The organism is Amycolatopsis sp. NBC_00355 (assembly GCF_036104975.1).
Taxonomy (GTDB): Bacteria; Actinomycetota; Actinomycetes; order Mycobacteriales; family Pseudonocardiaceae; genus Amycolatopsis.
Genome location: NZ_CP107982.1, coordinates 6,360,866 through 6,383,830 on the forward strand (window position 1 = coordinate 6,360,866; position 22,965 = coordinate 6,383,830).

Annotated in this window: 25 protein-coding genes; 11 read left to right on the forward strand and 14 right to left on the reverse strand. The window is 70.1% G+C overall.

Going from position 1 to position 22,965, the window contains the following annotated elements; translation table 11 throughout:
• Positions 1 to 43: 43 nt before the first annotated feature.
• From OHS18_RS28710 to OHS18_RS28735, 6 genes are all read right to left on the reverse strand, one after another.
• Positions 44 to 232, reverse strand: coding sequence for a DUF397 domain-containing protein (locus OHS18_RS28710; RefSeq protein WP_328613023.1), 189 nt, complete (start codon positions 230 to 232; stop codon positions 44 to 46).
• 143 nt (positions 233 to 375) lie between these two features.
• Complete coding sequence (locus OHS18_RS28715; RefSeq protein WP_328613024.1) at positions 376 to 1,152, reverse strand: tyrosine-protein phosphatase; 777 nt, start codon at positions 1,150 to 1,152, stop codon at positions 376 to 378.
• A gap of 35 nt (positions 1,153 to 1,187) precedes the next feature.
• Positions 1,188 to 2,015, reverse strand: a complete 828-nt coding sequence (locus OHS18_RS28720) for an ABC transporter permease (protein ID WP_328447400.1) — start codon at positions 2,013 to 2,015, stop codon at positions 1,188 to 1,190.
• Positions 2,012 to 2,905: an ABC transporter permease gene (locus OHS18_RS28725; protein ID WP_328459160.1), complete on the reverse strand. Its 894-nt coding sequence runs from the start codon at positions 2,903 to 2,905 to the stop codon at positions 2,012 to 2,014. The genes OHS18_RS28720 and OHS18_RS28725 overlap by 4 nt, the downstream gene beginning before the upstream one ends.
• Before the next feature lie 5 nt (positions 2,906 to 2,910).
• Positions 2,911 to 4,200: an ABC transporter ATP-binding protein gene (locus tag OHS18_RS28730; protein WP_328613025.1), complete on the reverse strand. Its 1,290-nt coding sequence runs from the start codon at positions 4,198 to 4,200 to the stop codon at positions 2,911 to 2,913.
• On the reverse strand, positions 4,197 to 5,423 hold the full coding sequence (locus OHS18_RS28735; protein WP_328447396.1) for an extracellular solute-binding protein: 1,227 nt from the start codon (positions 5,421 to 5,423) through the stop codon (positions 4,197 to 4,199). The genes OHS18_RS28730 and OHS18_RS28735 overlap by 4 nt, the downstream gene beginning before the upstream one ends.
• A 131-nt stretch (positions 5,424 to 5,554) precedes the next feature.
• Here OHS18_RS28735 and OHS18_RS28740 point away from each other — a divergent pair, with 131 nt between their 5' ends.
• The 4 genes from OHS18_RS28740 (at position 5,555) to OHS18_RS28755 (ending at position 8,331) form a co-directional block, all read left to right on the forward strand.
• Positions 5,555 to 6,460, forward strand: a complete 906-nt coding sequence (locus OHS18_RS28740; RefSeq protein WP_328447395.1) for a dihydrodipicolinate synthase family protein — start codon at positions 5,555 to 5,557, stop codon at positions 6,458 to 6,460.
• Positions 6,461 to 6,935: 475 nt separating this feature from the next.
• On the forward strand, positions 6,936 to 7,973 hold the full coding sequence (locus OHS18_RS28745) for a fatty acid desaturase family protein (RefSeq protein ID WP_328447393.1): 1,038 nt from the start codon (positions 6,936 to 6,938) through the stop codon (positions 7,971 to 7,973).
• Between the two features lie 26 nt (positions 7,974 to 7,999).
• Entirely contained in the window at positions 8,000 to 8,176 is a 177-nt protein-coding gene (locus tag OHS18_RS28750; protein WP_328618594.1) for an RGCVC family protein, read from the forward strand.
• Positions 8,173 to 8,331, forward strand: coding sequence for a DUF6307 family protein (locus OHS18_RS28755; protein WP_247059049.1), 159 nt, complete (start codon positions 8,173 to 8,175; stop codon positions 8,329 to 8,331). The genes OHS18_RS28750 and OHS18_RS28755 overlap by 4 nt, the downstream gene beginning before the upstream one ends.
• 3 nt (positions 8,332 to 8,334) lie before the next feature.
• Here the strand turns inward: OHS18_RS28755 and OHS18_RS28760 are convergent, their stop codons facing one another.
• Positions 8,335 to 9,297, reverse strand: a complete 963-nt coding sequence (locus OHS18_RS28760) for an RNA polymerase subunit sigma-70 (protein WP_328613026.1) — start codon at positions 9,295 to 9,297, stop codon at positions 8,335 to 8,337.
• Between the two features lie 212 nt (positions 9,298 to 9,509).
• Here OHS18_RS28760 and lysA point away from each other — a divergent pair, with 212 nt between their 5' ends.
• Both lysA and OHS18_RS28770 read left to right on the forward strand, forming a co-directional pair.
• Positions 9,510 to 10,853, forward strand: a complete 1,344-nt coding sequence (gene lysA, locus OHS18_RS28765; protein WP_328447386.1) for a diaminopimelate decarboxylase — start codon at positions 9,510 to 9,512, stop codon at positions 10,851 to 10,853.
• A 289-nt stretch (positions 10,854 to 11,142) separates the two neighbouring features.
• Positions 11,143 to 11,619, forward strand: coding sequence for an Lrp/AsnC family transcriptional regulator (locus OHS18_RS28770; protein ID WP_328447384.1), 477 nt, complete (start codon positions 11,143 to 11,145; stop codon positions 11,617 to 11,619).
• Positions 11,620 to 11,665: 46 nt separating this feature from the next.
• Here OHS18_RS28770 and helR read toward each other — a convergent pair whose 3' ends face one another.
• Positions 11,666 to 13,906, reverse strand: a complete 2,241-nt coding sequence (gene helR / locus OHS18_RS28775) for an RNA polymerase recycling motor ATPase HelR (RefSeq protein ID WP_328613027.1) — start codon at positions 13,904 to 13,906, stop codon at positions 11,666 to 11,668.
• 148 nt (positions 13,907 to 14,054) lie between these two features.
• Between helR and OHS18_RS28780 the strand changes: the two genes are divergently transcribed.
• Positions 14,055 to 14,447: a VOC family protein gene (locus OHS18_RS28780; RefSeq protein WP_328447380.1), complete on the forward strand. Its 393-nt coding sequence runs from the start codon at positions 14,055 to 14,057 to the stop codon at positions 14,445 to 14,447.
• Here the strand turns inward: OHS18_RS28780 and OHS18_RS28785 are convergent.
• Positions 14,423 to 14,941, reverse strand: coding sequence for a DUF6328 family protein (locus OHS18_RS28785; protein ID WP_328447379.1), 519 nt, complete (start codon positions 14,939 to 14,941; stop codon positions 14,423 to 14,425). The genes OHS18_RS28780 and OHS18_RS28785 overlap by 25 nt on opposite strands.
• Before the next feature lie 106 nt (positions 14,942 to 15,047).
• On the opposite strand from OHS18_RS28785, the gene OHS18_RS28790 reads away from it, so the two are divergent.
• Complete coding sequence (locus tag OHS18_RS28790) at positions 15,048 to 15,605, forward strand: superoxide dismutase (protein WP_328613028.1); 558 nt, start codon at positions 15,048 to 15,050, stop codon at positions 15,603 to 15,605.
• Here the strand turns inward: OHS18_RS28790 and OHS18_RS28795 are convergent.
• The 4 genes from OHS18_RS28795 to OHS18_RS28810 all read right to left on the reverse strand — a co-directional run bounded on the left by OHS18_RS28795 (position 15,602) and on the right by OHS18_RS28810 (position 19,575).
• Positions 15,602 to 15,994 carry a TIGR03667 family PPOX class F420-dependent oxidoreductase gene (locus OHS18_RS28795; RefSeq protein WP_328447375.1) on the reverse strand — a complete coding sequence of 131 codons (393 nt, stop codon included), beginning with the start codon at positions 15,992 to 15,994 and terminating at the stop codon, positions 15,602 to 15,604. The genes OHS18_RS28790 and OHS18_RS28795 overlap by 4 nt on opposite strands.
• A gap of 72 nt (positions 15,995 to 16,066) precedes the next feature.
• Complete coding sequence (locus OHS18_RS28800; protein ID WP_328613029.1) at positions 16,067 to 17,956, reverse strand: DUF2339 domain-containing protein; 1,890 nt, start codon at positions 17,954 to 17,956, stop codon at positions 16,067 to 16,069.
• A gap of 60 nt (positions 17,957 to 18,016) precedes the next feature.
• Positions 18,017 to 18,982: a Gfo/Idh/MocA family protein gene (locus OHS18_RS28805; protein WP_328613030.1), complete on the reverse strand. Its 966-nt coding sequence runs from the start codon at positions 18,980 to 18,982 to the stop codon at positions 18,017 to 18,019.
• The gene (locus tag OHS18_RS28810; RefSeq protein WP_328613031.1) at positions 18,979 to 19,575 is read right to left on the reverse strand and encodes a TIGR03086 family metal-binding protein; all 597 of its coding nucleotides are present in this window, start codon (positions 19,573 to 19,575) and stop codon (positions 18,979 to 18,981) included. The genes OHS18_RS28805 and OHS18_RS28810 overlap by 4 nt, the downstream gene beginning before the upstream one ends.
• Before the next feature lie 52 nt (positions 19,576 to 19,627).
• On the opposite strand from OHS18_RS28810, the gene OHS18_RS28815 reads away from it, so the two are divergent.
• Entirely contained in the window at positions 19,628 to 20,041 is a 414-nt protein-coding gene (locus OHS18_RS28815; RefSeq protein ID WP_328447367.1) for a MarR family winged helix-turn-helix transcriptional regulator, read from the forward strand.
• Between the two features lie 4 nt (positions 20,042 to 20,045).
• On the opposite strand, the gene OHS18_RS28820 is transcribed toward OHS18_RS28815, so the two are convergent.
• Complete coding sequence (locus OHS18_RS28820) at positions 20,046 to 20,888, reverse strand: SAM-dependent methyltransferase (protein WP_328447366.1); 843 nt, start codon at positions 20,886 to 20,888, stop codon at positions 20,046 to 20,048.
• Positions 20,889 to 20,973: 85 nt separating this feature from the next.
• Between OHS18_RS28820 and dusB the strand changes: the two genes are divergently transcribed.
• Complete coding sequence (dusB, locus tag OHS18_RS28825) at positions 20,974 to 22,113, forward strand: tRNA dihydrouridine synthase DusB (RefSeq protein WP_328613032.1); 1,140 nt, start codon at positions 20,974 to 20,976, stop codon at positions 22,111 to 22,113.
• A 190-nt stretch (positions 22,114 to 22,303) separates the two neighbouring features.
• Positions 22,304 to 22,963, forward strand: a complete 660-nt coding sequence (locus tag OHS18_RS28830) for a VC0807 family protein (RefSeq protein WP_328447362.1) — start codon at positions 22,304 to 22,306, stop codon at positions 22,961 to 22,963.
• Positions 22,964 to 22,965: the final 2 nt, after the last annotated feature.

Sequence of the window (22,965 nt, forward strand, 5' to 3'; positions counted from 1 at the left end):
CCATTGTGTCGATCACATGTTCGACGATCGGCGGTAAAGTCGATCACGTGGAAGCGACAGTGATCAGAAAAGCCCGCCAAGCCTGCGAGCCGAGAGCGAGATTGCCCGACGAGAGCGCTTTCGCATCGCGGACCACCACCGACGAGACGGACAGGGAGACTTCCAGACAGCCATTGGCGTTGCTGTAACTGCTCTTGCGCCAGGTCATTTCGGTTCGCTCGTCGATGGGCATGAGGTGCGCCTCCACTCGTCGTGGGCGGCGGCCTGTTCGGCCGGCCATACGCGCGATTCTCCCGCATTCGGAGAGGTCTGATCCAGCGTCATCGTGGCTCGCTTCGCGGAAATATCCGATGTGCGGCAGCTTGTCCGCGTACGTCAGTCGGATTGCGATCCCGAAAGCCGGCGGCGAATGCTGCGGAGCTCGTCGCGGGTGACACCGGCATCAACCAGATACTGCTCGGCGTCGAAACCGTCGAGGGTCGCCAAGACGGCTTCTCCGGTCGTGGTGCCTCGATTAGCGAGAATGGCCTCGATGATCGGACCTTGGTCGTCGGTGCCCATTGCGGCGAACAGCGCTTTGAGGGCCTCGGCCGACATGTCGTAATCCGCGGCGATCGCCCGGGGTTCGACGTCGGCCAGCGCGAGCAGCAGGAGCGTGATCAGGCCGGTGCGGTCTCGGCCGGCACCGCAGTGGAACAGGACACCGCCAGGGGCGGCGTGGGCGATCGCCTTGATGACGGCAGTGCAGCGGCCGGCCTTCCGCTGGAGGAAAAGGGGGTAGTAGAGCGGGGTGCCGTTGAGGTGTTCGCGGTTGACCTGCCGCCAGAACTCGACGTCACCGATGTCGTCGAGCGGCACTTCGAGCCGATCGATGCCGGCCGGTGTCGCCGGGCCCGCGGCGGATACGGCGAACTGCGTCGAACCCGCCTGTACGGTCCGCGGTTCCGTCCGGGGCCGGATCTCATCCTCATTGCGGAGGTCGACAACGGTACGAACGCCTGCATCGCGCGCTTGGGCCCAACCCGCATCAGAGACAAAGCGAAGGTCCGCGGCCCGGAAGAAGGCGCCGTAGGCGGTCTCGCCGGACCTGGCCGGTAGCCCGCCCAGGTCCCGGGTGTTGAAAAAACCTTCCCAGACCACTGACCTGCCCACGGTTCATGGTTGCTCGCGAGCTGCCAGGGGACAAGTCAGGTTTCTTCGCGGATCCGGGTCACCAGCTGAGTCGGATTCACGAACCGCAACGCCACGACAAGGAGCAACACCATGGAACCGGTGTAGATCGTTGCCATCGCGTCGACCGACTGGTTGGCGCGGATGCCGGCGGCGAACACGGAGTTGTAGAGGGCCACCACGAGGGTCGTCGAGTCCGGGCCGGCCGTCAGGAACGTCAACTCGAACATGCCGACCGTGCGCACCAGCACCAGGATCGACGCGGCCAGGATGCCCGGCAGCAGCAGCGGTCCGAGGATCCGGGTGAACACCGACAGCGTCCGCGCGCCCGACATGCGCGCGGCGGCTTCGATCTTCGGGTCGATCTGCTCGATGAACGGCGTCATCGTGAGCACCACGAACGGCACCGACGGCACGAGGTTGGCCAGGATGACCCCGGTCATCGAGCCGGCCAGGTGGAACTTGTAGAGCACCGTCGCCAGCGGGATGCCGTAGGTGATCGGCGGGATCAGGATCGGCAGCACGAACAGCAGCATCACCAGACGCTTGCCGGGGAACTTCCGGCGGGCCAGCGCATACGCGGCCGGGACACCGACCGCCACCGACACGGCGATCACCACCAGCGCGACGATCGCCGTCGTGAGGAGGACGTCCGAGAGGCCGAACTCGCGCCAGGCGTCGGCGTACCAGTGGGTGGTGAAGCCGTCCGGGAGCCAGGTGCCGAACCACTGCACACCGAACGAATCAACGACCACCGAAAGGACCACGCCGGCGAGGTTCACGAAGAAGAACGCGACGACAGCCCAGACGACCCAACGTCCGGGACGCGCGACCCAACCGGTCATCCCTTGCCTCCGGTCGCTCCGCGGTACAGCGTGCCGCGCCACGCCATGACCAGGCCGATCACGATCAGCATGAGCACCGCCATGATCATCGCGACGGCCGAGCCCATCGAGTAGTCGTACTCCTCGAACGCGGCGTGGTAGGCCGCGATCGAGATGACGCGGGTCTCGTTCGCCGGGTCGCCGACGAGTTGTGCCGACGGGAACACCGAGAACGCCATCACGAACGAGAGGCAGAAGGTGATCGCCAGGCCGGGTGCGAGCAGGGGCAGCGTGATCCGCCGGAAGCGCTGGGTCCAGTTGGCACCGAGTGTCGCGGCCGCCTTCTCCAAGGAGGGGTCGATGCCCGAGAGATAGGACAGCGTCAGCAGGAACGAGAAGGGGAAGCCGGTGATGACCAGCGACAGGAGCACGCCCGTGTAGTTGTGGATCAGCGGCAGCGGCTCGTCGGTGATCCCGAGGACCGTGAGCACCTTGTTCAGCCAGCCCGACTGGCCGCCGTACATGATCAGGCCCTGCGCGGTGAGCACCGTGCCGAGCGTGATCGGGACGACCAGGATCGTCGTCAGGAGGCGTTTGCCGCGCACGCGGCCGCGCAGCACGTAGGCGATCGGGATGCTGGCGAGGACGTTGATAAACGTCGCGGGCAGCGCGATGCCCAGCGTCGTCCAGATCGTGTCGCGCAGGTACGGATCGCCGAAGAACCTGGCGTAATTGGCGAAGACCCCGCCCTGGCGCGGGGCGAACGACAACTGGAGGCCGTAGAGGAACGGATACAGGAACAGGCACGCGGTGACCAGCAAGCCGGGCACCAGGAGCAGCAGCACGCGGTCGATGCCCCGTTCGGCCAGGCGGTGACGCAGGGCCGGACGAGCCGGCGCCGCGGTCGTCACGGCGGTCACGGCGCGAACACCAGGACCCGCTCGGCCGGGACGCCGATCTTCACCGGGTCGCCGGGGGCGAGGCGCTTGTCGGTGCGGAAGTACACCGGCAGCCCGCTCGCCAGGCGGGCCGAGATCGACAGCTCGCGGCCGTGGTACTCGACGATTTCGACCGTGACGTCGAGGGCGTTCTCGGTGCCTTCGCCCACGACGAAGTCTTCGGGCCGGATCGCGACCTTCACCGGGCCGGCCGACAGGTCGTCGCGGTTGGTGCCGGTCAGGCGGACGCCGTCACCTTCGACGGTGACCGACGAGCCGGCAAGCGACGAGCGGGTGACCGGTGCGCGGGTGGCCGATGCGCCGACGGGCGACGAGCCGGTCGCCGACGAGCCACTCGGCGACGAGCCGGTCGCGGTCGCAGCGGTGGCGGTGGCGGTGTTGGCGGTGGCGGTGTTGGCGGCGGTGTTGGCGGCGCCGGTCGCGATCGCAGCGGTGGCGCTGTTGGTGGCGGTGACGTCGCCGGCGGTGCCGGGGTCGGTGTTGGTGGCGCCCAGGCCGGTGGCGCTGGTGATCGTCAGGTCCAGGAGGTTGCGGTAGCCCATGAAGGAGGCGACGTAGCTGTTCACCGGCTGGGCGTAGACCTCCTCGGGGGTGCCGATCTGCTGGACCGCGCCCTCGCGCAGCACGACCAGACGGTCGGCCAGCGAAAGCGCCTCTTCCTGGTCGTGGGTGACGTAGACCGTGGTGAGGCCGAGCGTCTGGTGGAGGCGGCGGATCTCCATCCGCATCTCGAGGCGGAGCTTGGCGTCCAGGTTGGACAGCGGCTCGTCCATCAGGACGACCGCCGGTTCCAGCACGACCGCGCGGGCGATGGCGACGCGTTGCTGCTGCCCGCCGGAGAGCTGGGCGGGGAACTTCGCCGCGTGGTCGGTGAGCTGGACGAGCCTGAGTGCCTCGTCGACGCGCCGGCGGGCTTCGGCGCGGGCGACCTTGCGCATCCTGAGGCCGAAGCCGACGTTGGCGCGGACGGACAGGTGCGGGAAGAGCGCGTAGTTCTGGAAGACCATCCCGAACCCGCGTTGCTCCGGCGGCCGGCCGTCGATGCGGGTGTCGTCGAGCCAGATGCTGCCCCCGGTCAGCGGCAGGAGGCCGGCGAGGCAGTTGAGGGCCGTCGACTTGCCGCAGCCGGACGGGCCCAGCAGGGCCACGAACTCGCCACGGGTGATGGCGAGGTCCAGGCCCTGCAGGGCGTTCGCGGTGCCGAAGCTGCGCGAGACACCGTCCAGCCGCAGCTGCTCGAACGTCACTTCTTGCCTACCTTCGAGCCGCCGACCAGCTGGTTCCACTTGTCGAACGCCTTGACCTGCTGCTCGGCCGGCAGCGACGTCTCCTTGGGGTACTGGGCGATCCACTGCTCGTACTCCGGGCGGCCGAACTGCTTGATCGTGTCCTGGCTCTTCTGGGGCGCCATCTGGAGAGTGACGTCCTTGACGGCCGGGCCCGGGTAGAAGTAGCCGTCGTCGTAGGCGATGGCCTGCTGGTCGGGCTTGAGCATCCACGCGATCAGCTGCAGGATCGCCGACTCCTGGTCGGCGGAGAGGCCCTTGGGAATGAGCGCGTACTGGGCGTCGGTGACCCAGTGCATCGGCTGCATGATCGCGGTCTTGACCGTGTTCGGCACCGTGCCGAGCTTGCGCGGGTTGATGTCCCAGCCGGTGGTCGACATGACCATGTCGACCGAGCCGGAGGCGAGGTTCTTCATCGCCTCCGTGGTGCCGGACGGGTAGTACTTCACGTACTTGCCCAGCTCCTGCAGGAACGCCCAGGTCTTGTCCCAGCCCTTGTCCGGATCCTTCGGATCCTTGTCCCCGAGGAGGTACGGCAGGCCCATCAGGAACGTCCGGCCCGGGCCGGAGTTCGACGGCTGGGCGTACTGGAACTTGTCCGGGTGCGCCTTCGCCCAGTCGAGCAGCTCCTGCGGTGACGCCGGTGGCGTGGCGGCCGCGGCCGGGTTGAACTCCAGCAGCGGGCCCGATGGGTAGTAGACGATCTCGACGCCGTAGCCGTTGGCCAGGTCCTGCATCTTGGCCGCGGGCTCGAGGTAGTTCTGCATCAGGTTCGGGAACCGGCCGGCGAAGTCCGGGAGGACCTTCGCGAGGGTGCCGTTCGCGATGCCCGCGGACAGCCCGTCGGTGCCACTGAGGACCAGGTGCGTCTGGGAGACGCCGCCGTCCTGCTCGGCTTTGAGCTTGCCCGCCATGCTCGGGGCGGGGGCCGTCGAGTAGGTGACCTTGGCGAGCACTTCGGGGTGCGCGGTCTTGAAGTTCTCGATCATCTGCTTGGTGAGCTGCAGGTTGCCCGCGATGTCGAGGATGTTCAGCTCGACCGGCTTGCTCGGCTTGTCCGGCACGGCCTGGGGAGCCGCCGCCTGGCCACCGTCGCCTCCCGGGGCGCCGCACGCCGTGAGGCCGGCGGCGAGGCTCGCCGCCAGCAGCACTCGTCGGAATCGGAAGCCGCTGCGACCCTGCATGGCTGCTCCTTGCCCGTGATAATGTTGTATGTCGCATCATATATCAGATCGGACACGTCCTTGGCGAGCACTTTCGCTTCCTGTCGGGCGGTCCGGGACGACCGCGGTGACCGTGATCCGGAAGGGGCCCGATGACGTTCGAGCAGCAGAGGCGGCGGCTTTCCGGGGTGGTGGCCATCCCGGTCACGCCGTTCGACGCCGAAGGCGCTGTCGACGGCCAGACCTACGCGAAGCTCGTGGACCGGCTGGTCACCGGCGGCATCGAGGTCGTGACACCCAACGGGAACACCGGTGAGTTCTACGCACTCGACGCGGACGAGGCCCGGCTTTGCCTCGAGGTCACCGTCGAGGCCGTGGCCGGGCGGGCCAGTGTGCTCGCCGGGATCGGGCACGACGTCTCGTCGGCGACGCGGGCCGCCAAGCACGCGCGGGACTCCGGCGCCGACATGATCATGATCCACCAGCCGGTGCACCCGTACGTCTCCGGTGACGGCTGGGTCGACTACCACGCCTCGATCGCCGGCGCGGTGCCCGAACTCGGCGTGGTGCTCTACGTGCGCAACCCCGCGATCAGCGGTGAACAGCTGCACGCGCTGGGGGTCGCGGCACCGAACGTCATCGGCGTGAAGTACGCGGTGCCCGACCCGGTGCGCTTCGGCTCGGTCGCCCGGGACGCCGGCTTCGAACGGTTCGTGTGGATCGCCGGGCTGGCCGAGCTCTCCGCCCCCGGCTACTTCGCAGTGGGCGCCACCGGGTTCACGTCGGGACTGGTGAACGTCGACCCGGCGATCTCCCTGGACATGTTCCAGGCACTGTCCACAGGGGACTATCCGGCGGCGATGGCCGTCTGGGAACGCATCCGGCCGTTCGAAGAACTCCGTGCGGCCAACGGGAACGCCAACAACGTCAGCGTCGTCAAGGACGCGCTCGCTCAGCTCGGGTTGTGCCGGCCGGACGTGCGGCCGCCCAGCCGCCTGCTGACGGCGGGCGAACGGGAACGGCTCTTCGGCCTGCTCTCGTCGTGGGGACTTTCGTGAAGCACAGGCAGCACGCCGACGGGCTCGAAGCACGGTGACACCGAACTCCGACTCGCCGGCGAACCACCTGTGACAGGGTCTGCCGGACGCGATCCTCGCTGTAGCAACCCAACTGGGCGCCTCGGGCGTCACTCCACGCGACTGCGGGCGGCTGCTCGCCAGCCGAACGGCTGGCATGGTTGCGTTACACGCGGGCTCGTGCCCGGCACGGCTCCTGTCCCCGGCCGACGAACTTCACGACCGGAAGATCCCGGGTGTGCGGTACATCACCGTCATCCCGATGTGGCCGACTGTACACCTCGGCGGCAACCTGCGGGGAATTGCCAATACGGCGGCGGAGTGAGAGGCTTACCTAAGGACGCGGTACCACCGCGACCAGGCCCCAGTGCCCTTTTCCCGGACCGGCCCGGACCCTGTCGGGGCCGGAAACCGTTGCTGGTCAAGCCTTTACGACTTACCCAGAGCGGTTGTGCCGATGAGTGCCACCCAAGTTCCGGATACCCCTGTGACCACCGGCAGCGACTTCGCCGAACTCGCCCGGCTCGTCAAGGCCGCAGGCCTCCTCGAGCGGCGCCGACGCTACTACGCGATGCGGATCGGGCTCAACCTCGCCGCCTTCGGTGGTGGCTGGGTCGCGTTCGTCTACCTCGGCGACTCCTGGTGGCAGCTGTTCCTCGCCGCGTTCTTCGCGATGATGTTCGCGCAGCTTTCGTTCATCGGGCACGACGCCGGCCACAAGCAGATCTTCCGTACCCGCAAAGCGAATGACGCGACCGGATTCGTCCACGGTGGACTCACCGGGTTGAGCTACGGCTGGTGGATGGGCACCCACACCCGCCACCACGCCAACCCGAACCACGAGGACGAGGACCCGGACGTCGACATCGCCGCGCTCGCCTTCAGCAAGGCGCAGAGCGCGCGCAAACGCGGTTTCCTGCGCTGGATGGCGAAGTACCAGGCGTTCCTGTTCTTCCCGCTGCTGCTGCTCGAAGGCCTCAACCTGCACGTCTCCAGCGTGAAAGCGGTACTGCGCAAGGACATCCGCAAGCGCAAGCTGGAGTCGGCGCTGCTGATCGCGCACCTCATCGCCTACCTCGCGGCCGTGTTCATCGTGCTCTCGCCGCTCACCGGGATCATCTTCATCCTGGTGCACCAGTTCCTGTGGGGGCTGTACATGGGCTGCTCGTTCGCGCCCAACCACAAGGGCATGGAGATGCTGAGCGCCGGCCACAAGCTGGACTTCCTGCGCAAGCAGGTGCTCACTTCGCGCAACGTCCGCGGCGGCCCTGTGGTCGACTTCGCCCTCGGCGGCCTGAACTACCAGATCGAGCACCACCTGTTCCCGAGCATGCCCCGGCCGAACCTCAAGCACGCGCAGGTCATCGTCCGGGAGTTCTGCGACCGGCACGGGATTTCCTACGCGCAGTGCGGCTGGGCCCGGTCGTACGGCTACGTGTTGCAGCACCTCCACGAGGCGGGCGAACCGCTACGAGCGAAGAAGGTGATGGCGTGACAGCCCCCGCCCCGGACGCTCTCGAAGTGTCCGCCACAGGTCCGCAGTGCCCCAACTGCCCGCACTCCCTCGACGCGCACGACGCCATCGCGCGCCGCTACTGCGCAGCCACCGAGGCCGGCCAGGGGGTCGACCGCGGCTGCGTCTGCGGTACCGCACAGGACCACCAGAAAAAACAGAGCACCGGACAAGGATCACGATGACCGCGTCGACCTCCTACCACAGCCGCTACGACCTGCGCGTCGAGCGCGTCAAGAACATCGTCATGGAAGACACGAAGCTCAACGACACCAAGGCACTGGCGCTGGCCGTGCGGATGGTGCACGAGCTCGACACGGTGCCCGAGCCCGTCCGCTGACGCTCAGTCCGGCAGCACGGCCGGCAGGCCGAACGCCTCGAACACGCTCGGGACGAACGTGGTCACTTCGGCGACCGCACCGTCCACGATGAGGAGCGTGTTCAGGCCGAACGCGTGAAACGCGCCGTCGTGGCGGAGGTACGTCGCGACGGCGGGGCCACCGTTGGCCCGCACGAACCGCATCCGCAGCTCCATCGAGTCCGGCCCGCGCAGCACCGGAGCCCAGCCTTCGAGGACCGTCGCGAGCCCGCCGTACCACGTCGGAGTGGTGCCGACGTGGCCGCCGGCGCCCGGCTGGTGGCTGCAGCGGACGTCGTCACGCAGGACCGCCGCGATGGCCTGGTCGTCCCCGGCCGTGATCGCCGCGATGTACCGCGAGACGACCGCGCGTTCGTCACCGCTCGACTCGACGCGCCACTCCGTGCGCCGCGAAGGCAGCTGCTCTTTCAGCTCGGCGCGCGCCCGCTGAAGCGAACTGTTCACCGAAGCCGGGGTTGTCTCCAACGTCGTCGCGGTCTCCTTCGCCGTCCAACCGGCGACGTCGCGAAGGATCAGCACCGCGCGTTGCCGCGGCGAGAGGTACTGGACGGCCGCGAGGAACGCCAGCTCGACCGTCTCGCGCGCGACAACCGCGTCGAGAAGGTCATCCGGGCAGGGCTGGAGCCACGGGACCGCCGCCGCGGGCCGGGGCGCCAGATGTGAACTCGAAGCCGGCGGCAGATCGACGAAGGGCACAACGTGCGACGTGCGACCGAGGAAGTCGAGGCACGCGTTCGTGGCGATCTTGTACAGCCACGCGCGCAGGCTCGCCCGCCCCGCGTACTGGTCACGGGCGCGCCACCCCCGCAAGAACATCTCCTGGACCAGGTCTTCGGCCTCGTCGACCGACCCCAGCAGCCGGTAGCAGTGCACCCGAAGCTCACTCCGGTGTAGCTCGGTCAGGTCCGCGAACTCGGTTTCGTTCATCTCGACAGTCACCATGCCCCATGTGACGCCCGCCGCCACCGGAAGTCAGCTCTTCGCAGGTCAGCATGGGTGTGGCCGAAGTTACTCGTGCGTTAAAAACACGTCAGCGGGCATCGGAAACCCGTCAGGGCGGCATTCGGAGGTACTCCGCGAACCACGAAGCAGAGGTGTCCTGACGGAGTCCGATCCGCCGTGATGCCCGGAGGCACACCGTGACGCTCAGCGAGCTTCTTCCCAGCCTCGGCTGCGAAGCCGCCGATCACCTCGAGCCAGGACTCTGGCCGCGAAGCACCCGACTCGGCGAAGACGGCGAGCTGCTCCTCGCCGGCGCGAAGGTCAGCCACCTCGCCGCCCGCTTCGGCACGCCGTCCTACCTCATCGACGAGCAGCAGATCCGCGACACCGCGCGCGAATACCGGCGCGCCTTGCCGGACGTCGAAGTCGCGTACGCGAGCAAGGCGCTGTGTACGCGGTCCGTGCTGCGCTGGGTCGCCGAAGAGGGGTTGTCGCTCGACACGTGCTCCGCGGGCGAGATCGCCGTCGCGCGCTCTGTCGGCTTCCCGGCACAACGCATGTTGCTGCACGGCAACGCGAAGACACCCGAAGACCTGAAGGCCGCGCTGGAGTACGGCGTCCGCCGGATCGTCGTCGACTCGCTCGACGAGATCGAGCAGCTCGGCGCCCTCGCCCACGGCGCGCAGCAGGTGATGATCCGCGTGACGCCGGGTGTCGCGGCCGGCGCGCACGCGGCGATCAGCACCGGCACCGAGGGCCAGAAGTTCGGCTTCTCGCTGCTCGACGGCGTCCCGGACAACGTCGACGCGGCCGTGAAAGCCGTCCTCGCCCAGCCCGGGCTGCGGCTCGTCGGCCTGCACTGCCACATCGGCTCGCAGGTCTCCCGCGTCGACCGGTACGAGGCCGCCGCGCGGCGGATGGCCGAGGTGCTCGTCCGGATCCGTGACGTCCACGGCGTCACGCTGCGGGAACTGGACCTCGGCGGCGGGCACGCGGTCCCGTACGCCGGCGGCGATCCCGCGTTCGACCTCGGCGGTTACTCGCGACGCCTGCGCGTGGCGCTCGGCTACGAATGCACGGCGCACGGCTTTCCGTTGCCCCGCTTGACGATCGAGCCGGGCCGGGCGATCGTCGGGCCGGCCGGGATCACGGTGTACCGCGTGTGCGCGGTCAAGCGTGGCAGCCGCACGTTCGTCGCGGTCGACGGCGGGATGAGCGACAACGCGCGGCCGTCCCTCTACGGCGCGCGCTACACGACGCGCCTGGTCGGCCGGCGGTCGCGGGAAAAGCGGACGCCGATGACGGTCGTCGGCCGGCACTGCGAATCCGGGGACGTCCTCGCCGACGGCATCCTGCTGCCCGGCGACCTGCGCGCCGGTGACCTGCTGGCCGTGCCGTGCACCGGCGCCTACCACCACTCGCTGGCGTCGAACTACAACCAGGTCGGCCGCCCGCCGCTGGTCGGCGTGAAGGACGGCGTCGCGACGCTCCTGGTGCGCCGTGAGACCGAGGAAGACCTCAGCCGGCGGGATCTCGGGTAAGGCCGCCGCCGCCGCGCGGCATGCGTTGGTCCTCCTGGAGTTCCGGTTCGGTGACGACGTGCGGCCGGACAGTGGCCGACGGCGGCCCGCGGGCACCCCGCGCCGTGCGCGGGCGCCCGGACGCGCCTCGGATTGACTCGTGTTCCTCGCCGCAGGCCACCGATTCCTCGGCTGATCGCGGCGTGCACGCCGGATCACGTGAAGCTGGCCTGGGACTCTCGCTTTCTGGTCAGGTCTCGATACGCTGCGCACTTGACAAATCACATGCCGAAACACAGGGAGGGACGGCATGGGTGAAGAATCACGTGCGCGAGGACTGGACAATACGGACAGATCGCTGATCGCTCTGCTTCAGCAGGACGGCCGGGCCTCGTTCACCGCGCTCGCCAAAGCGGTCGGACTTTCGGAGGGTGCCGTCCGCCAGCGGGTGCAGCGGCTGCTGCGCGACGACCTGATGCAGATCGTCGCGGTGACGGACCCGGCCAACGTCGATCTGACGCGGCAGGCGATGGTCGGGATCAGCGTCGACGGCGCGGATCCCCGTGCGGTGGCGGACAAGCTGTCCGAACTGCCGCACGTCCACTACGTCGTGCTGTGCGCCGGGCGCTACGACCTGCTCGCGGAACTGGTCTGCCGGGACGACGACCACATGCTCGAAGTGCTCGGTGAGGAGATCCGGCAGATCCCGGGCGTCTCCGGCACCGAGTTGTTCGTGTACTTGAAGCTGGCCAAGCAGAACTACGCCTGGGGCCGGCTCACCGCGTAGCAGCCGGGGATGACGAGCCGAGACCCCGCCCGCCACCCCCGGCCCGCTAGAGGAACCGCCGATAGCCGGCGGAAACCGGTACCCCGGCTTCCGCGAGCCCGGCCAGCGACGACGGCAGGGCGTCCCGGTACAGGACACCGAGGCGCTGCGTGGCGCGGGTGAGCGCGACGTACAGCTCGGCCGCGCCACGCGGCCCCTCGGCCAGGATCCGCCCGGGCTCGACGACGAGAACGGCGTCGAACTCCAGGCCCTTGGTCGCCGACGGCGGGACCGTGCCCGGCACCCCCGCCGGGCCGATCACGACACTCGTTCCTTCGCGGCCGCCTTCGACGCTGTCGAATTCGTCGATGGCGGCTTGCAAGTCGCCGTCCGCAACTTGTCTGGACCACGGCCGGACCCCGCTCGCGCGCACGGATTCCGGCAGCCGGGCGTCCGGTGCGAACTCCGCGAGCAGCTTGCCCGCGACGGTCATGATCTCCGCCGGCGTCCGGTAGTTCACCGTCAGTTCCCGGTACTGCCAGCGATCGGCGACGTACGGCGCGAGCACCGGCGCCCACGCCGTCGCCCCGGCCGCCGACCGCCGCTGCGCGAGGTCGCCGACGATCGTGAACGACCGGCTCGGGCACCGCCGCATCAGCACCCGCCAGTCCATTTCGGACAGTTCCTGCGCCTCGTCGACGACGACGTGCCCGTACGTCCAGTCGCGGTCCTCGACCGCGCGTTCGGCGACGTCACGGGTGTCGCGCTCAGTGAACCGGCCGGCGAGGTCTTCGGCGTAGAGCAGGTCCGTGGCGACCAGCTGGACGTCCTCGTCCAGCTCCTCACGGTCCAGCTTCAGGAGGTCCATGACGCCGGCGGCGTAGTCGGCGTCCTCCTCCGCCCGCTGCTTCGCGGCGGCGCGTTCGGCGGCTTCGTCCCGGCCGAGCAGGTCGGCCAGCTCGTCGAGCAGGGGCACGTCCGAAACCGTCCAGGCCGCGCCGTCCGCGCGGGCCAGCGACGGGTCGGCCCCGGCGGCCCGCAGCCGGCGCGGGGACAGGTACAGCGGCGCCAGCAGCGTCTCCGGCGTCAGCGACGGCCACAACGCGTCGAGCGCGGCGCCGAGTTCCTCGTGCTCCGCCAGTTCTTCGCGGACGTCGGCGCACAGGTTCGCCCACGCGCCGCGGTCCTCCCGGCTCAGCCAGCCCTCGCCGATCACCGCCGCCGCCCGCTCGGTGAGGATCTGCGCGACGGCCCCGCGGAACACCGCACGGGCTTCGTTGTGCGGCAGCCCCGACCGCCGCGCCTCGGTCCTCGCCTCGTCGGCGACGTCTTCGTCGAGCTCGACCGTGACGTCGGCCAGCTCGACCGGAACCGGCTCGTCGGGCACCTTCTGCCGGTCGGCGACCGCCGCCGCGAGGACGTCGAGGATCTTCAGCGAGCCCTTGAGCTTCGCCACTTCCGGCCGGTCCTCGGCGGTGACGCGCAGGCCCGGCACGAGGCCGCCGGTGGTCAGGAACACGACGTCCGACTCGCCGAGCGAGGGCAGCACGCGGCCGATGTGGTCCAGGAACACCGGGCTCGGCCCGACCACCAGCACACCGCTACGCGACATCCGCTCACGCTGGGTGTAGAGCAGGTAGGCCACCCGGTGCAGCGCGACCGCCGTCTTGCCGGTGCCGGGCCCGCCTTCGACCACCAGCACGCCCGCGTGGCCGAGCCGGATGATCTCGTCCTGCTCGGCCTGGATGGTCGCGACGATGTCGCGCATCCCCTCACCGCGCGGCGCGTTGACGGCCGCCAGCAGGGCCGCGTCGCCGCGTTCGTCGTGGTACTCCCGGGGAGACGACCCCCCGGACCGACCGTGACCAGGACGGCCGAACACCTCGTCGGTGAAGTCGACGACCCGGCGGCCCATCGTGTGGAACTGCCGGCGTCGCCGCAGGTCTTCCGGCGACGCCGCGGTGGCGACGTAGAACGCGCGCGACGCCGGCGCCCGCCAATCGAGCAACAGCGGTTCGTAGTCGTTTTCGGCGTCGAAGATGCCGATCCGGCCGATGTAACTCCGTTCTCCCGAAACGGCGTCCAGCCTGCCGAAGCAGAGCCCGTTGTCGACGACGTTCAGCCGTGCCGTCTCGCGCCCCCGCACGCGCACGTCGGCGTCGCGCTCGACCAGCGCGATCCCGGTTTCCCCCAGTGCGGCCCGGAAACGGGCCGCGGCCTGCGCGCGTTCGCGGTCGAGACGCGCGTACAGCCCGGCTGTGTACGCGCGTTCGGCCCGCAATTCCTCGTCGTACCCCTGATTTGACAAGTTCCCCTCACAGCGGTTAGACTGACAACACATTCGGCGGGTTCTCCTATTTATTCGGAGAGCACGTCGATTTTTTATTGTCCACCCGCTGTCAAGAGCTTCGCACCGACCGCCGGACAGCCGGTGATCACCGGTATTGTCTCCGGGCATGAGCGGTCCACGGGTGTTCCGGATGATCCAGCCCGTCGACGACATCGAAACGGCGGTCGCGTTCTACGCGCGGGTCATCGGCGACCCCGGTGAGCGGATCGCACTCAACCGGCACTACTTCACCTGCGGCGGTGTGGTCCTCGCCTGCGTCGAAGCGCCGCTCGAACACCGGGAAGCGCGGCCCACCAAGGATCCGCGGATCGTCTACCTCGCGGTCGACGACGTCGACGAGGTCTTCGAGCGGGTGCGGGCCGCCGGGCCGCGGTGGCTCGACGACTCCATCGCGACGCAGTTCTGGGGCGAACGCTCCTTCTACGCCGACGACCCGTTCGGCAACCCGCTCTGCTTCGTCCAGGAGGACACGCTCTACTTGGGCGGGCCCGTCGGCTGAGCGTCCTCCAGCGGGTCACCGTCCAGTGGGTCACCGGTCAGCGGGCGCAGCCGGAACGGGATGACGAACCACAGCACGCCGAAGATCAGCAGCGTGAGCGCCGCGACGACGATCATCGCGGGTACGCCGTAGACCACCTTCGCGATGAGCGCGACGGTCGAAGTGATCGCCAGGGCCAGGCAGACGAGCCCGACCAGCACGAACCGGTTGCCGACGGTCAGGATCCGCTCGCGGCTGCCGGTGCGGAACAGCAGCCGGTGCCACGCCGCGGGCGCGGTCAGCAACGCCGTCGCCGCCACCGAGAGCATCACCGCGGTCAGGTGCAGCGACTTCTCGAAACCGCTGGCGTTGTGGAACCGGTCGGTGAACACGACCGACAGCAGGAAGCCGAAGAGGATCTGCACGCCGGCCTGCGCCACCCGCAGCTCCTGGAGCAGCTCGCCGACGTTGCGCGTCAGCTGCTGGTTGCGGGTTTCGCCGGTGTGTTCGGGCACGGCAAAACGATACGCGGACCCGGGAGCGCCCACCTTCTGAGAAGGGCGTCACTCGTTGGCGTGACGATCATGGCGGGGCCCGGCGCGCGCCCGCTAGAGAAGCACCATGCGCCTTCTCCCCTCCGTCGTCGTGGCCGCCGCTCTCGCTGTCCTGGTTCCCGGTGTCGCCGCGGCGTCATCCGTGCACACCACGACCGCGGGCGGCACGTTCACCGCGTACGCCCCCGGCGCGCACGCGGTGACGTACCGCCCCGACCTCGTCCCGCCCGGCGCCCGGGCCCACGTGTTCAGCCTCTCGGGCGCCCACGCGAGCACGACGACCTCCCTCGTCGTCACCGGCCTGCCGCCGGGCCACTCCTACGGCGCCCACGCGCACGCGCAGCCGTGCGGCGCCACCGGTGACGCCGCCGGGCCGCACTTCCAGCACGTGCCGGACCCGGTGAAGCCGTCGGTCGACCCCGCGTACGCGAACCCCCGCAACGAGATCTGGCTCGACTTCACCACCGACCGGCTGGGCACCGGCTTCGCCCGGTCCACTGTGGACTGGAAGTTCGACGCGCGGCGCGCGGGCTCCGTGGTGCTGCACGAAACCCACACGCACACCGAGCCCGGCCACGCGGGCACTGCCGGCGCCCGCCTCGCCTGCCTGGACGTCGCCTTCTAGAAGCCCCAGGAACGGTCCGGCACCACGCGGATGCGCACGGAGTACGCCGCGTCGAACGCATCCGGTGTCTCGAAGCCGATGGCGCTGTAGCGGGGGCCGTACTTGTCGAGGTAACCGGGCGCTTCCGAGGCCTTGCCCTCCTCGATCCGCGCCGTCCCGTTCACCACCAGGATCGAACCGCCGTGGTCGTCGCTGTTGAGGTTCAGCGTGACCTCGGGGTTCGCCTCGATGTGCCGCAGCTTCGCGGTGTCGGGCCGGCTGAACACCAGGATGTCGTCACCGTCGAGCACGAACCACACCGGCCGCGGCGCCGGCCGCCCCTTCGGCGTCACGGTGGTCAGCCAGCCGATCGGTTCCCCGGCGCGGTCGGCGAGTTTCGGTGCTGCCATGGCTTCGTGCTCCCCTGATCGGTCGGACTTGTGATCCAGGTAACCACGCGGCACCGACATTTTCTTCCCGCTCTACCGCGAGGCGACGCGCCGGGCGTACCGCGAGCCGGCCGCCAGCAGCACCAGCCCGGCGCCGAGGAACGCGCCGACCCGTGCCAGGCCGTCCAGCGCGGAAAGGTCGAACAGCACCAGCTTCAGCACCGCGGCGCCGACCAGGACCAGTCCGATCACCCGCAGCGCCACGAGGTCGATGCCGCGCAGCAGCAGGACGAGCGCGGCGACCGTCCAGGACACCGTGATCAGCGCGTGGCCCAGCAGGAACCCGGTGCGGCCGGGCAGCGCCAGCAGGGACCCGCTCAGCACGACCCCGCCGGCGCCGTACAGCGCCGCGACCCCGGCCAGCAGCCACACGGGCAGGTCGTCGGACGGGCCCTTGAAGATCTCCAGCCTTGCCGCCGCCCACGGCAGCGCGACCGACACGGCGAGGATCAGCAGCGACACCGCGAGCGCGCCGGCCAGGTCGGCTGTCGTGCGGGGCCGCGGGAGGATCAGCAGCGCCGGCGTGACGTCGAAGAAGACGCCGATCAGGCCGCCGAGGGTCGCGAAGCCGAGTGCGGCGCCGAGCGCGAGGCGGTTGCGCCCGCCCAGCGCGGCCACGACGAGCAGCAGCGCCTCGCCCAGCAGCACCCCGGCGCGGGCCGGGCCGTCGAACTGCGTGACCGTCGCCTGCAGGATCGCCAGCAGCCCGGCGAGCCCGGCCAGCTGCCCGGCGAGGCCGCTCCAGAACTTGCGCGTGGCCCACACCGCGAGCAGCACGACACCCGCGCCGGCCGCGACCGGCACGGCCTGGATCTTCGGCAGCAGCAGCGCGGCGACGAGCGTCGGCACGACCGCCGTCGCCAGCAGCGACAGGGCGGCCGGGTCGTTTTCCCGGCGCCGCAGCACGATCAGCGCGAGCGCGATCCCGGCGGCCGACGTCCCGGCCGCCGCGGCGGTGGTGGCCCAGCTGCCGCCGGCGCCCTCGACCACGGTGGCGATCACGGACGCGAGCAGCGGCGGGATCCCGGCGGCCAGCGCCAGCGACGACCAGTCGCGGCGCAGCTGCACCGGCGTCGTCGCGAGCTGGACCATCAGCAGGAAGGTGACCAGTTCCGCGGTGAACCCGCCGGTGATCATCGGCGCGCACACGACACACCCGACGACCACGGCCGACGCCAGCAGCGGCGAGGCCCAGCGCACGGCCACGAGCAGCCCGCCGACGGTGATCGCCAGCCCGATCGCGAGCCCGGCGAGCACCGGCAGGTACTCGTAGAGCGACGTCGCCGCGACGGCGTCCAGGTAGAGCGTCGCGATGCCGGTGGCGGCCAGCGCGAACGCGCCGGTGCGGCCGGCGGGCTTGCGGTGCAGCCACACGCCGGCGCCGGTCAGCGCCAGCCCGAACGCGGCGCCGACGAGCACCCGCGGCAGCGGCCCGAGCCAGCCCCGCTGCACGGCCAGGACCAGCAGCAGGACGACGCCGAGCAGCGTCACGCCACCGCCGACCCAGGCCAGGACCCGGCTGCCCGCGCCTTCCTTGCCGAGCTTCTCGCCCAGCGTCGGCCGCGGAACGGGCCGGTGCGGCGGCTGGGGCGTGAAGTACCGCTGCTGCGGCGGAGGCTGGGGCGGCTGCCACTGGTACTGCGGCGGCCAGGGCGGCGGAGGCGGGGGCATCGGGTAGGGCTGGGGCTGCGGAGGCGGCATCGTCTCCTCCGGCCGGGGCGCCCGCGGTCGCGGCTGCGCGTCGGCCGGTTTCGGCGTTTCAGCCTGCTTCGGCGTTTCAGCTTGCTTCGGCGTTTCAGCTTGCTTCGGCGGCGCCGGCTCGCCCTGGGCGGTCCGCAGTTCGGAACCCACCAGTGCGAGCCGACGCCCCAGGTCGTCGATCTCGCCGGCGAGCCGGAGGAGCACATTCGCGTCGGTGGTCATACCGCACAGCGTCACGCACCGGCCCCCACCTGCGGATCCGTAGCACTACTCAAACCCCGGTCACGTCCTGGTCGCGGCCACCACCTGGTCCATCGTGGTCATGATCGAGACCGTCTCGTCGAGCGGCATGTGCGGGCTCTCGACCTCGCCGGCGGCCAGCCGCAGCGCCACCTCGTCGGCCTGGTGCCGCAGGCCGCGGCCCTCGTCGACGTACTCGAAGCGGCTCCGGTCACCTTCGCGCGGGATGAGCGTGAACGACGCGGGCGCGTAGAACGGGCCTTCGATCTCGATCCGCGCGTCCGTGCCGACGATCGTCGCCGTGGTCGGGGAGACCGCGCGCAACGTGCAGCTCAGCACCGCCTGCGCGCCGCCGCTGTAGCCGAACAACATCGACGTCTGCGCGTCGACGCCGGTGAACGCGGGTGCCGCCATGCTGAGCACGCGGTCGGGCGTGCCGAGCACCATCGACGCGAACGAAACCGGGTAGATCCCCAGGTCGAGCAGGGCGCCGCCGCCCAGTTCCGGCGCGAACAGCCGGAAGGCCGGGTCCTCGGCGAACCACTGCCCGTGGTCGGCGGTGACCGTGACGACGTCGCCGAGCCGGGGCAGGAGTTCCCGGACGTGCTTGATGTGCGGCAGGAAGCGCGTCCACATCGCCTCCATCAGGAAGAGGCCGCGCTCCCGGGCCAGCGCGACGAGGTCACGCGCCTCCTCGGCGTTCATCGTGAACGGCTTCTCGACGAGCACGTGCTTGCCGGCTTCGAGCGCGAGCCGCGCGTTGCCGTGGTGCATCGGGTGCGGCGTCGCGACGTAGACGACATCGATGTCGGGATCGTCGGCCAGGGCTTCGTAGCTGCTGTGCCGGGTCTTGATGCCGAGCCGGTCGGCGAAGGCGTCCGCGCTCCCGGCGGTGCGCGATCCGACAGCGGCGGCGACGCCCGAGTCGGTCAGCTTCAGGTCTTCCGCGAAGGCGCCGGCGATCCCGCCGGTGCCCATGATTCCCCAGCGCAGGGGTGTGGTCGTCATGCCGCCGACTCTAGGTCCTCCGGCCAGTTCGGCGAACGGCCGAGAAGCGCGACGACGCGGTCCAAACCGGACAGCTCGCCGGCGTCGGCCGCCGGCCCGAAGGGTGCGCCGGGGACGAGCCGCGACTGTCCACCCGGGACGGATTCGGTGATCCGCAGGGCTTCGTCGAGGACGTCCTGGTCGAAGTGGACCGGCAGGCCGAGGGTGCGCGCGACGTCCCAGGAGTGCACGACGTAGTCGACGAAGTGGAAGCCGAGCGCCTGCTCCGGCCGGAAGGTGACCTCGGTGCTGAACTCGGGCAGCGGGATTTCCTCGCGGTCGATGGCGGCGAAGGCGTCCAGGACCTGCGTGACGGAGTCGCGGTAGGTGGCGATCGGGTCGTCGCCGAGGGAGACGAGTTTCCAATGGGCGAGGTCGCCGTCCCCGCCCGCGGCGGCGGCGAAGCCGAGGTTCTGGGTGGTCATGTGGGCCACGAGGCCGTAGAGGGTCCACGCCGCGCACGGCGTCGGCCTCGCGAAGTCGGCCGGCGTGCTGCGGGCGACAAGATCGAGGCTGGTCCGGGTGGCGACGGCGTCGAGTTCATTGATATGCATACGCCTATCGTCTACGCACGCTTATTATCTGTCAAGCCGTTAAGGTCGGCGCATGGCGAAGCGACCGGATCTCGCGGCGATGCTCGGCGGGCTGGTGCGCAGCCTGGTCGCGCTGGAGACGCCGGTGCTCGAGGAGCACGGGCTGAGCATGTGGGGCTACGTCGTGCTGAGCGCGCTCGACGACGCCCCGGTGCGCACCCAGGCCGCGCTCGCCCAGGCGATCGGCGCGGACAAGACGCGGATCATCGGCACGCTCGACGAGCTGCAGGACGACGGCCTGATCAGCCGCGAGCCGGACCCCGCCGACCGCCGCGTCCGCCTGCTGGAGATCACGCCCACGGGCCGGGAACGGCGGCGGGCCGCGCAGGACCGGATCCAGGCGAAGGAAGAGCGGCTGCTGGCCCGGCTGCCGCCCGCCGACCGGGCGGCGTTCCTCCGCGCGGCGCAGGTGCTCGCCGAGGAATAGCGCGTCAGGGCTTGCGCGCGACGACGCCGGCGATGAGCCGCTGGGCGGAGTTGAGCGGCTTGAGGCTCGGCCCGTCCGGCCACCAGTTCGCGAGCAGCACGATCCCCGGGTCGACGATCTCGAGGCCGGCCACCAGCTCCTCGATCTCCCGCTCGGTGCGCGCGGTCGCGCCGCCGAGAGAGCCACTGGCGACGGCCTGCTGGAAGGCCGCCACCGCGTCGTGGTCGTCGCCCTCGCCGGGGTCGAACAGGTGCGAGATGGCGACGTACGAACCCGCGGGCAGCGCGTCGACGTACTCGCGCATGATCTCGGCGGGGCGGTGCCGATCGCCCTTGTGGTGGTGCAGCGCGGCCACGAACATCAGCGCGAGCGGCCGCGACCAGTCGAAGTGCTCGCGCACGAGATCGTGACCCAGGATCGTCCGGGGCGCGAAGATGTCGCCGTTGATGAACCGGGTCCGGTCGTTCTCTTCGAGCAACGCCCGCCCGTGCGCGACGACGACCGGGTCGTTGTCGACGTAGACGACCTTGGACAGCTTTTCGACGCGCTGGACGACCTGGTGCACGTTCTCCGTCGTCGGCAGGCCCGACCCGCAGTCGAGGTACTGGTCGACGCCGGCGCGTTCGGCGAGGAACCGGCAGACGCGGATCAGGTACCGGCGGTTCTCGAGGGCCAGGTCCGCGACCTCGGGCAGCACCCGCTGCAGCCGCCCCAGCTCGTCCCGGTCGACCTGGTAGTGGTCCTTCCCGCCGAGCACGAAGTCGTACATCCGCGCGACGCTGGCCCGGCTCGGATCCACCCCGACCGGCGCGTTCGGACCGGCCGTCTCCCTGCGTCTCGCCTCCACCCCCCGAACACGTGGCGTCCACGAGAACCGTTCACGGGGATCCGACTCCGGCCCCTGGTCGACGTGATCGACAGCACAGGTGACAATGGAGGACGTGACCGCCCTGCTGAGCAAGCCCGCGCTGAAGATCGGCCCGTACGAGGTCGATCCGCCGGTCGTGCTCGCGCCCATGGCCGGGATCACCAACGTCGCCTTCCGGCAGCTGTGCGCCGAGTACGGCGCCGGCATCTACGTCTGCGAGATGATCACCGCGCGGGCCGTCGTCGAACGGCACCCCGGGACCATGCACATGATGACCTTCGGGGCGGATGAAAAGCCCAGGTCCATGCAGCTCTACGGCGTCGACCCGAAGACCATGGCCGAAGCCGTCCGGATCATCGTCGGCGAGGGGCTCGCCGACCACATCGACTCCAACTTCGGCTGCCCGGTCGCGAAGGTGACGCGCAAGGGCGGCGGCGCGGCGCTGCCGTTCAAGCGGAAGCTGTTCGGCGACATCGTGCGCGAGTCCGCGAAGGCCGCCGGGGACGTGCCGTTCACGGTGAAGTTCCGCGTCGGCATCGACGACGACCACCTGACCTACCTCGACGCCGGCCGCATCGCCGAGGCCGAGGGCGCGGCCGCCGTCAGCCTGCACGCGCGCACCGCCGCGCAGCGGTACTCCGGCCAGGCAGACTGGACGAAGATCACCGCGCTCAAGGAAGCCGTCACGAGCATCCCGGTGCTCGGCAACGGCGACATCTTCTCCGCCGCCGACGCCCTGCGCATGGTCGCCGAGACCGGCTGCGACGGCGTGGTCGTCGGCCGCGGCTGCCTGGGCCGGCCGTGGCTGTTCGGCGAGCTCGAAGCCGCGTTCGCCGGACGCTCGCTGCCGACGCCGCCGAACCTGGGCGAGGTCGCCGGCGTGCTGCGCCGCCACGCCGAGCTGCTCATCCAGCACGACGGCGAGACCAAGGCCCTGCGCGACCTGCGCAAGCACATGGCCTGGTACTTCATGAACTTCCCGGTCGGCGCCGAACTCCGCCGCGGCTTCGCGATGGTGTCCGGCCTCCCCGAACTCGACGACCTCATCGGCCGCCTCGACCACGACGCCCCGTTCCCCGACAACGCCGACGGCCCGCGTGGGCGCCAGGGTTCCCCGGGCAAGGTCACGCTGCCGCACGGCTGGCTCGACGATCCGGACGACAACTGCGTCCCCGAGACCGAAGACATGCACTCCGGCGGCTGACGGCCTCCCCGCGGCGACGTTCGCCGCCTCTTCTTCATGCTGCGCCAGATCCTTCTCCGGCCGGTGCGCAGCTCTGAGCCCACGGCACCGACCTCGCGGACTTCGTCCGGGCGCGCCCATGACATCTGTCAGCCCGAAGTCGTGGCGGACGGCATCCTCGCCGGTCTTCCTGCCGCGCCAAGCTCTTCCCATGACGAAGAACAGCGCTCCCGCCTCGCTCCTCCAGACGCTCGCCGTCGAGATCGCGGTGCCGACCGGGGTCTACTACGGCCTCCACTCGCTCGGCTTCAGCGTCTTCCTCTCGCTCGCGCTGAGCGGGGTCGTCCCGCTGGCCCGGACGCTCTTCCAGTTCGCCAAGCACCGGACCCTCAACGGCCTCGCGCTGGTCGTGCTCGTGACCAACGTCGTCGGGATGCTGCTGACCTTCGTCGCCGGGGACGCGCGGATGATGATCGCCAAGGACTCGATCGGCAGCGGGATCACCGGGCTCGTCATCCTGATCTCCGCGTTCACCGCGCAGCCGATCATGACCAAGGCACTGCGCCCGTTCCTCACCCACGGCAAGGCCGATCACGAGGGCGCCTGGGAGCGCCTCACCGGTAACCGCCGGTTCGAGACCGTCCTTCGTCGCGCCAGCTTCGTCTGGGGTATCGGCTTCGTGCTGGAGAGCGCGGCTCGTGTTGTCGGCGCCTTCACGCTGCCCGTCGAGACCATGGTGTGGCTGAGCACCGTCCTGTTCATCGGTTCCTTCGCCGTGATCATGGTCGTGGCCGGGGCGATGAGCGCCGAGGCCGGCGAGATGGTCGCGAACGAGGCCAAGACGGACGACCGTGCGCTCGTCGCCGCTTGACC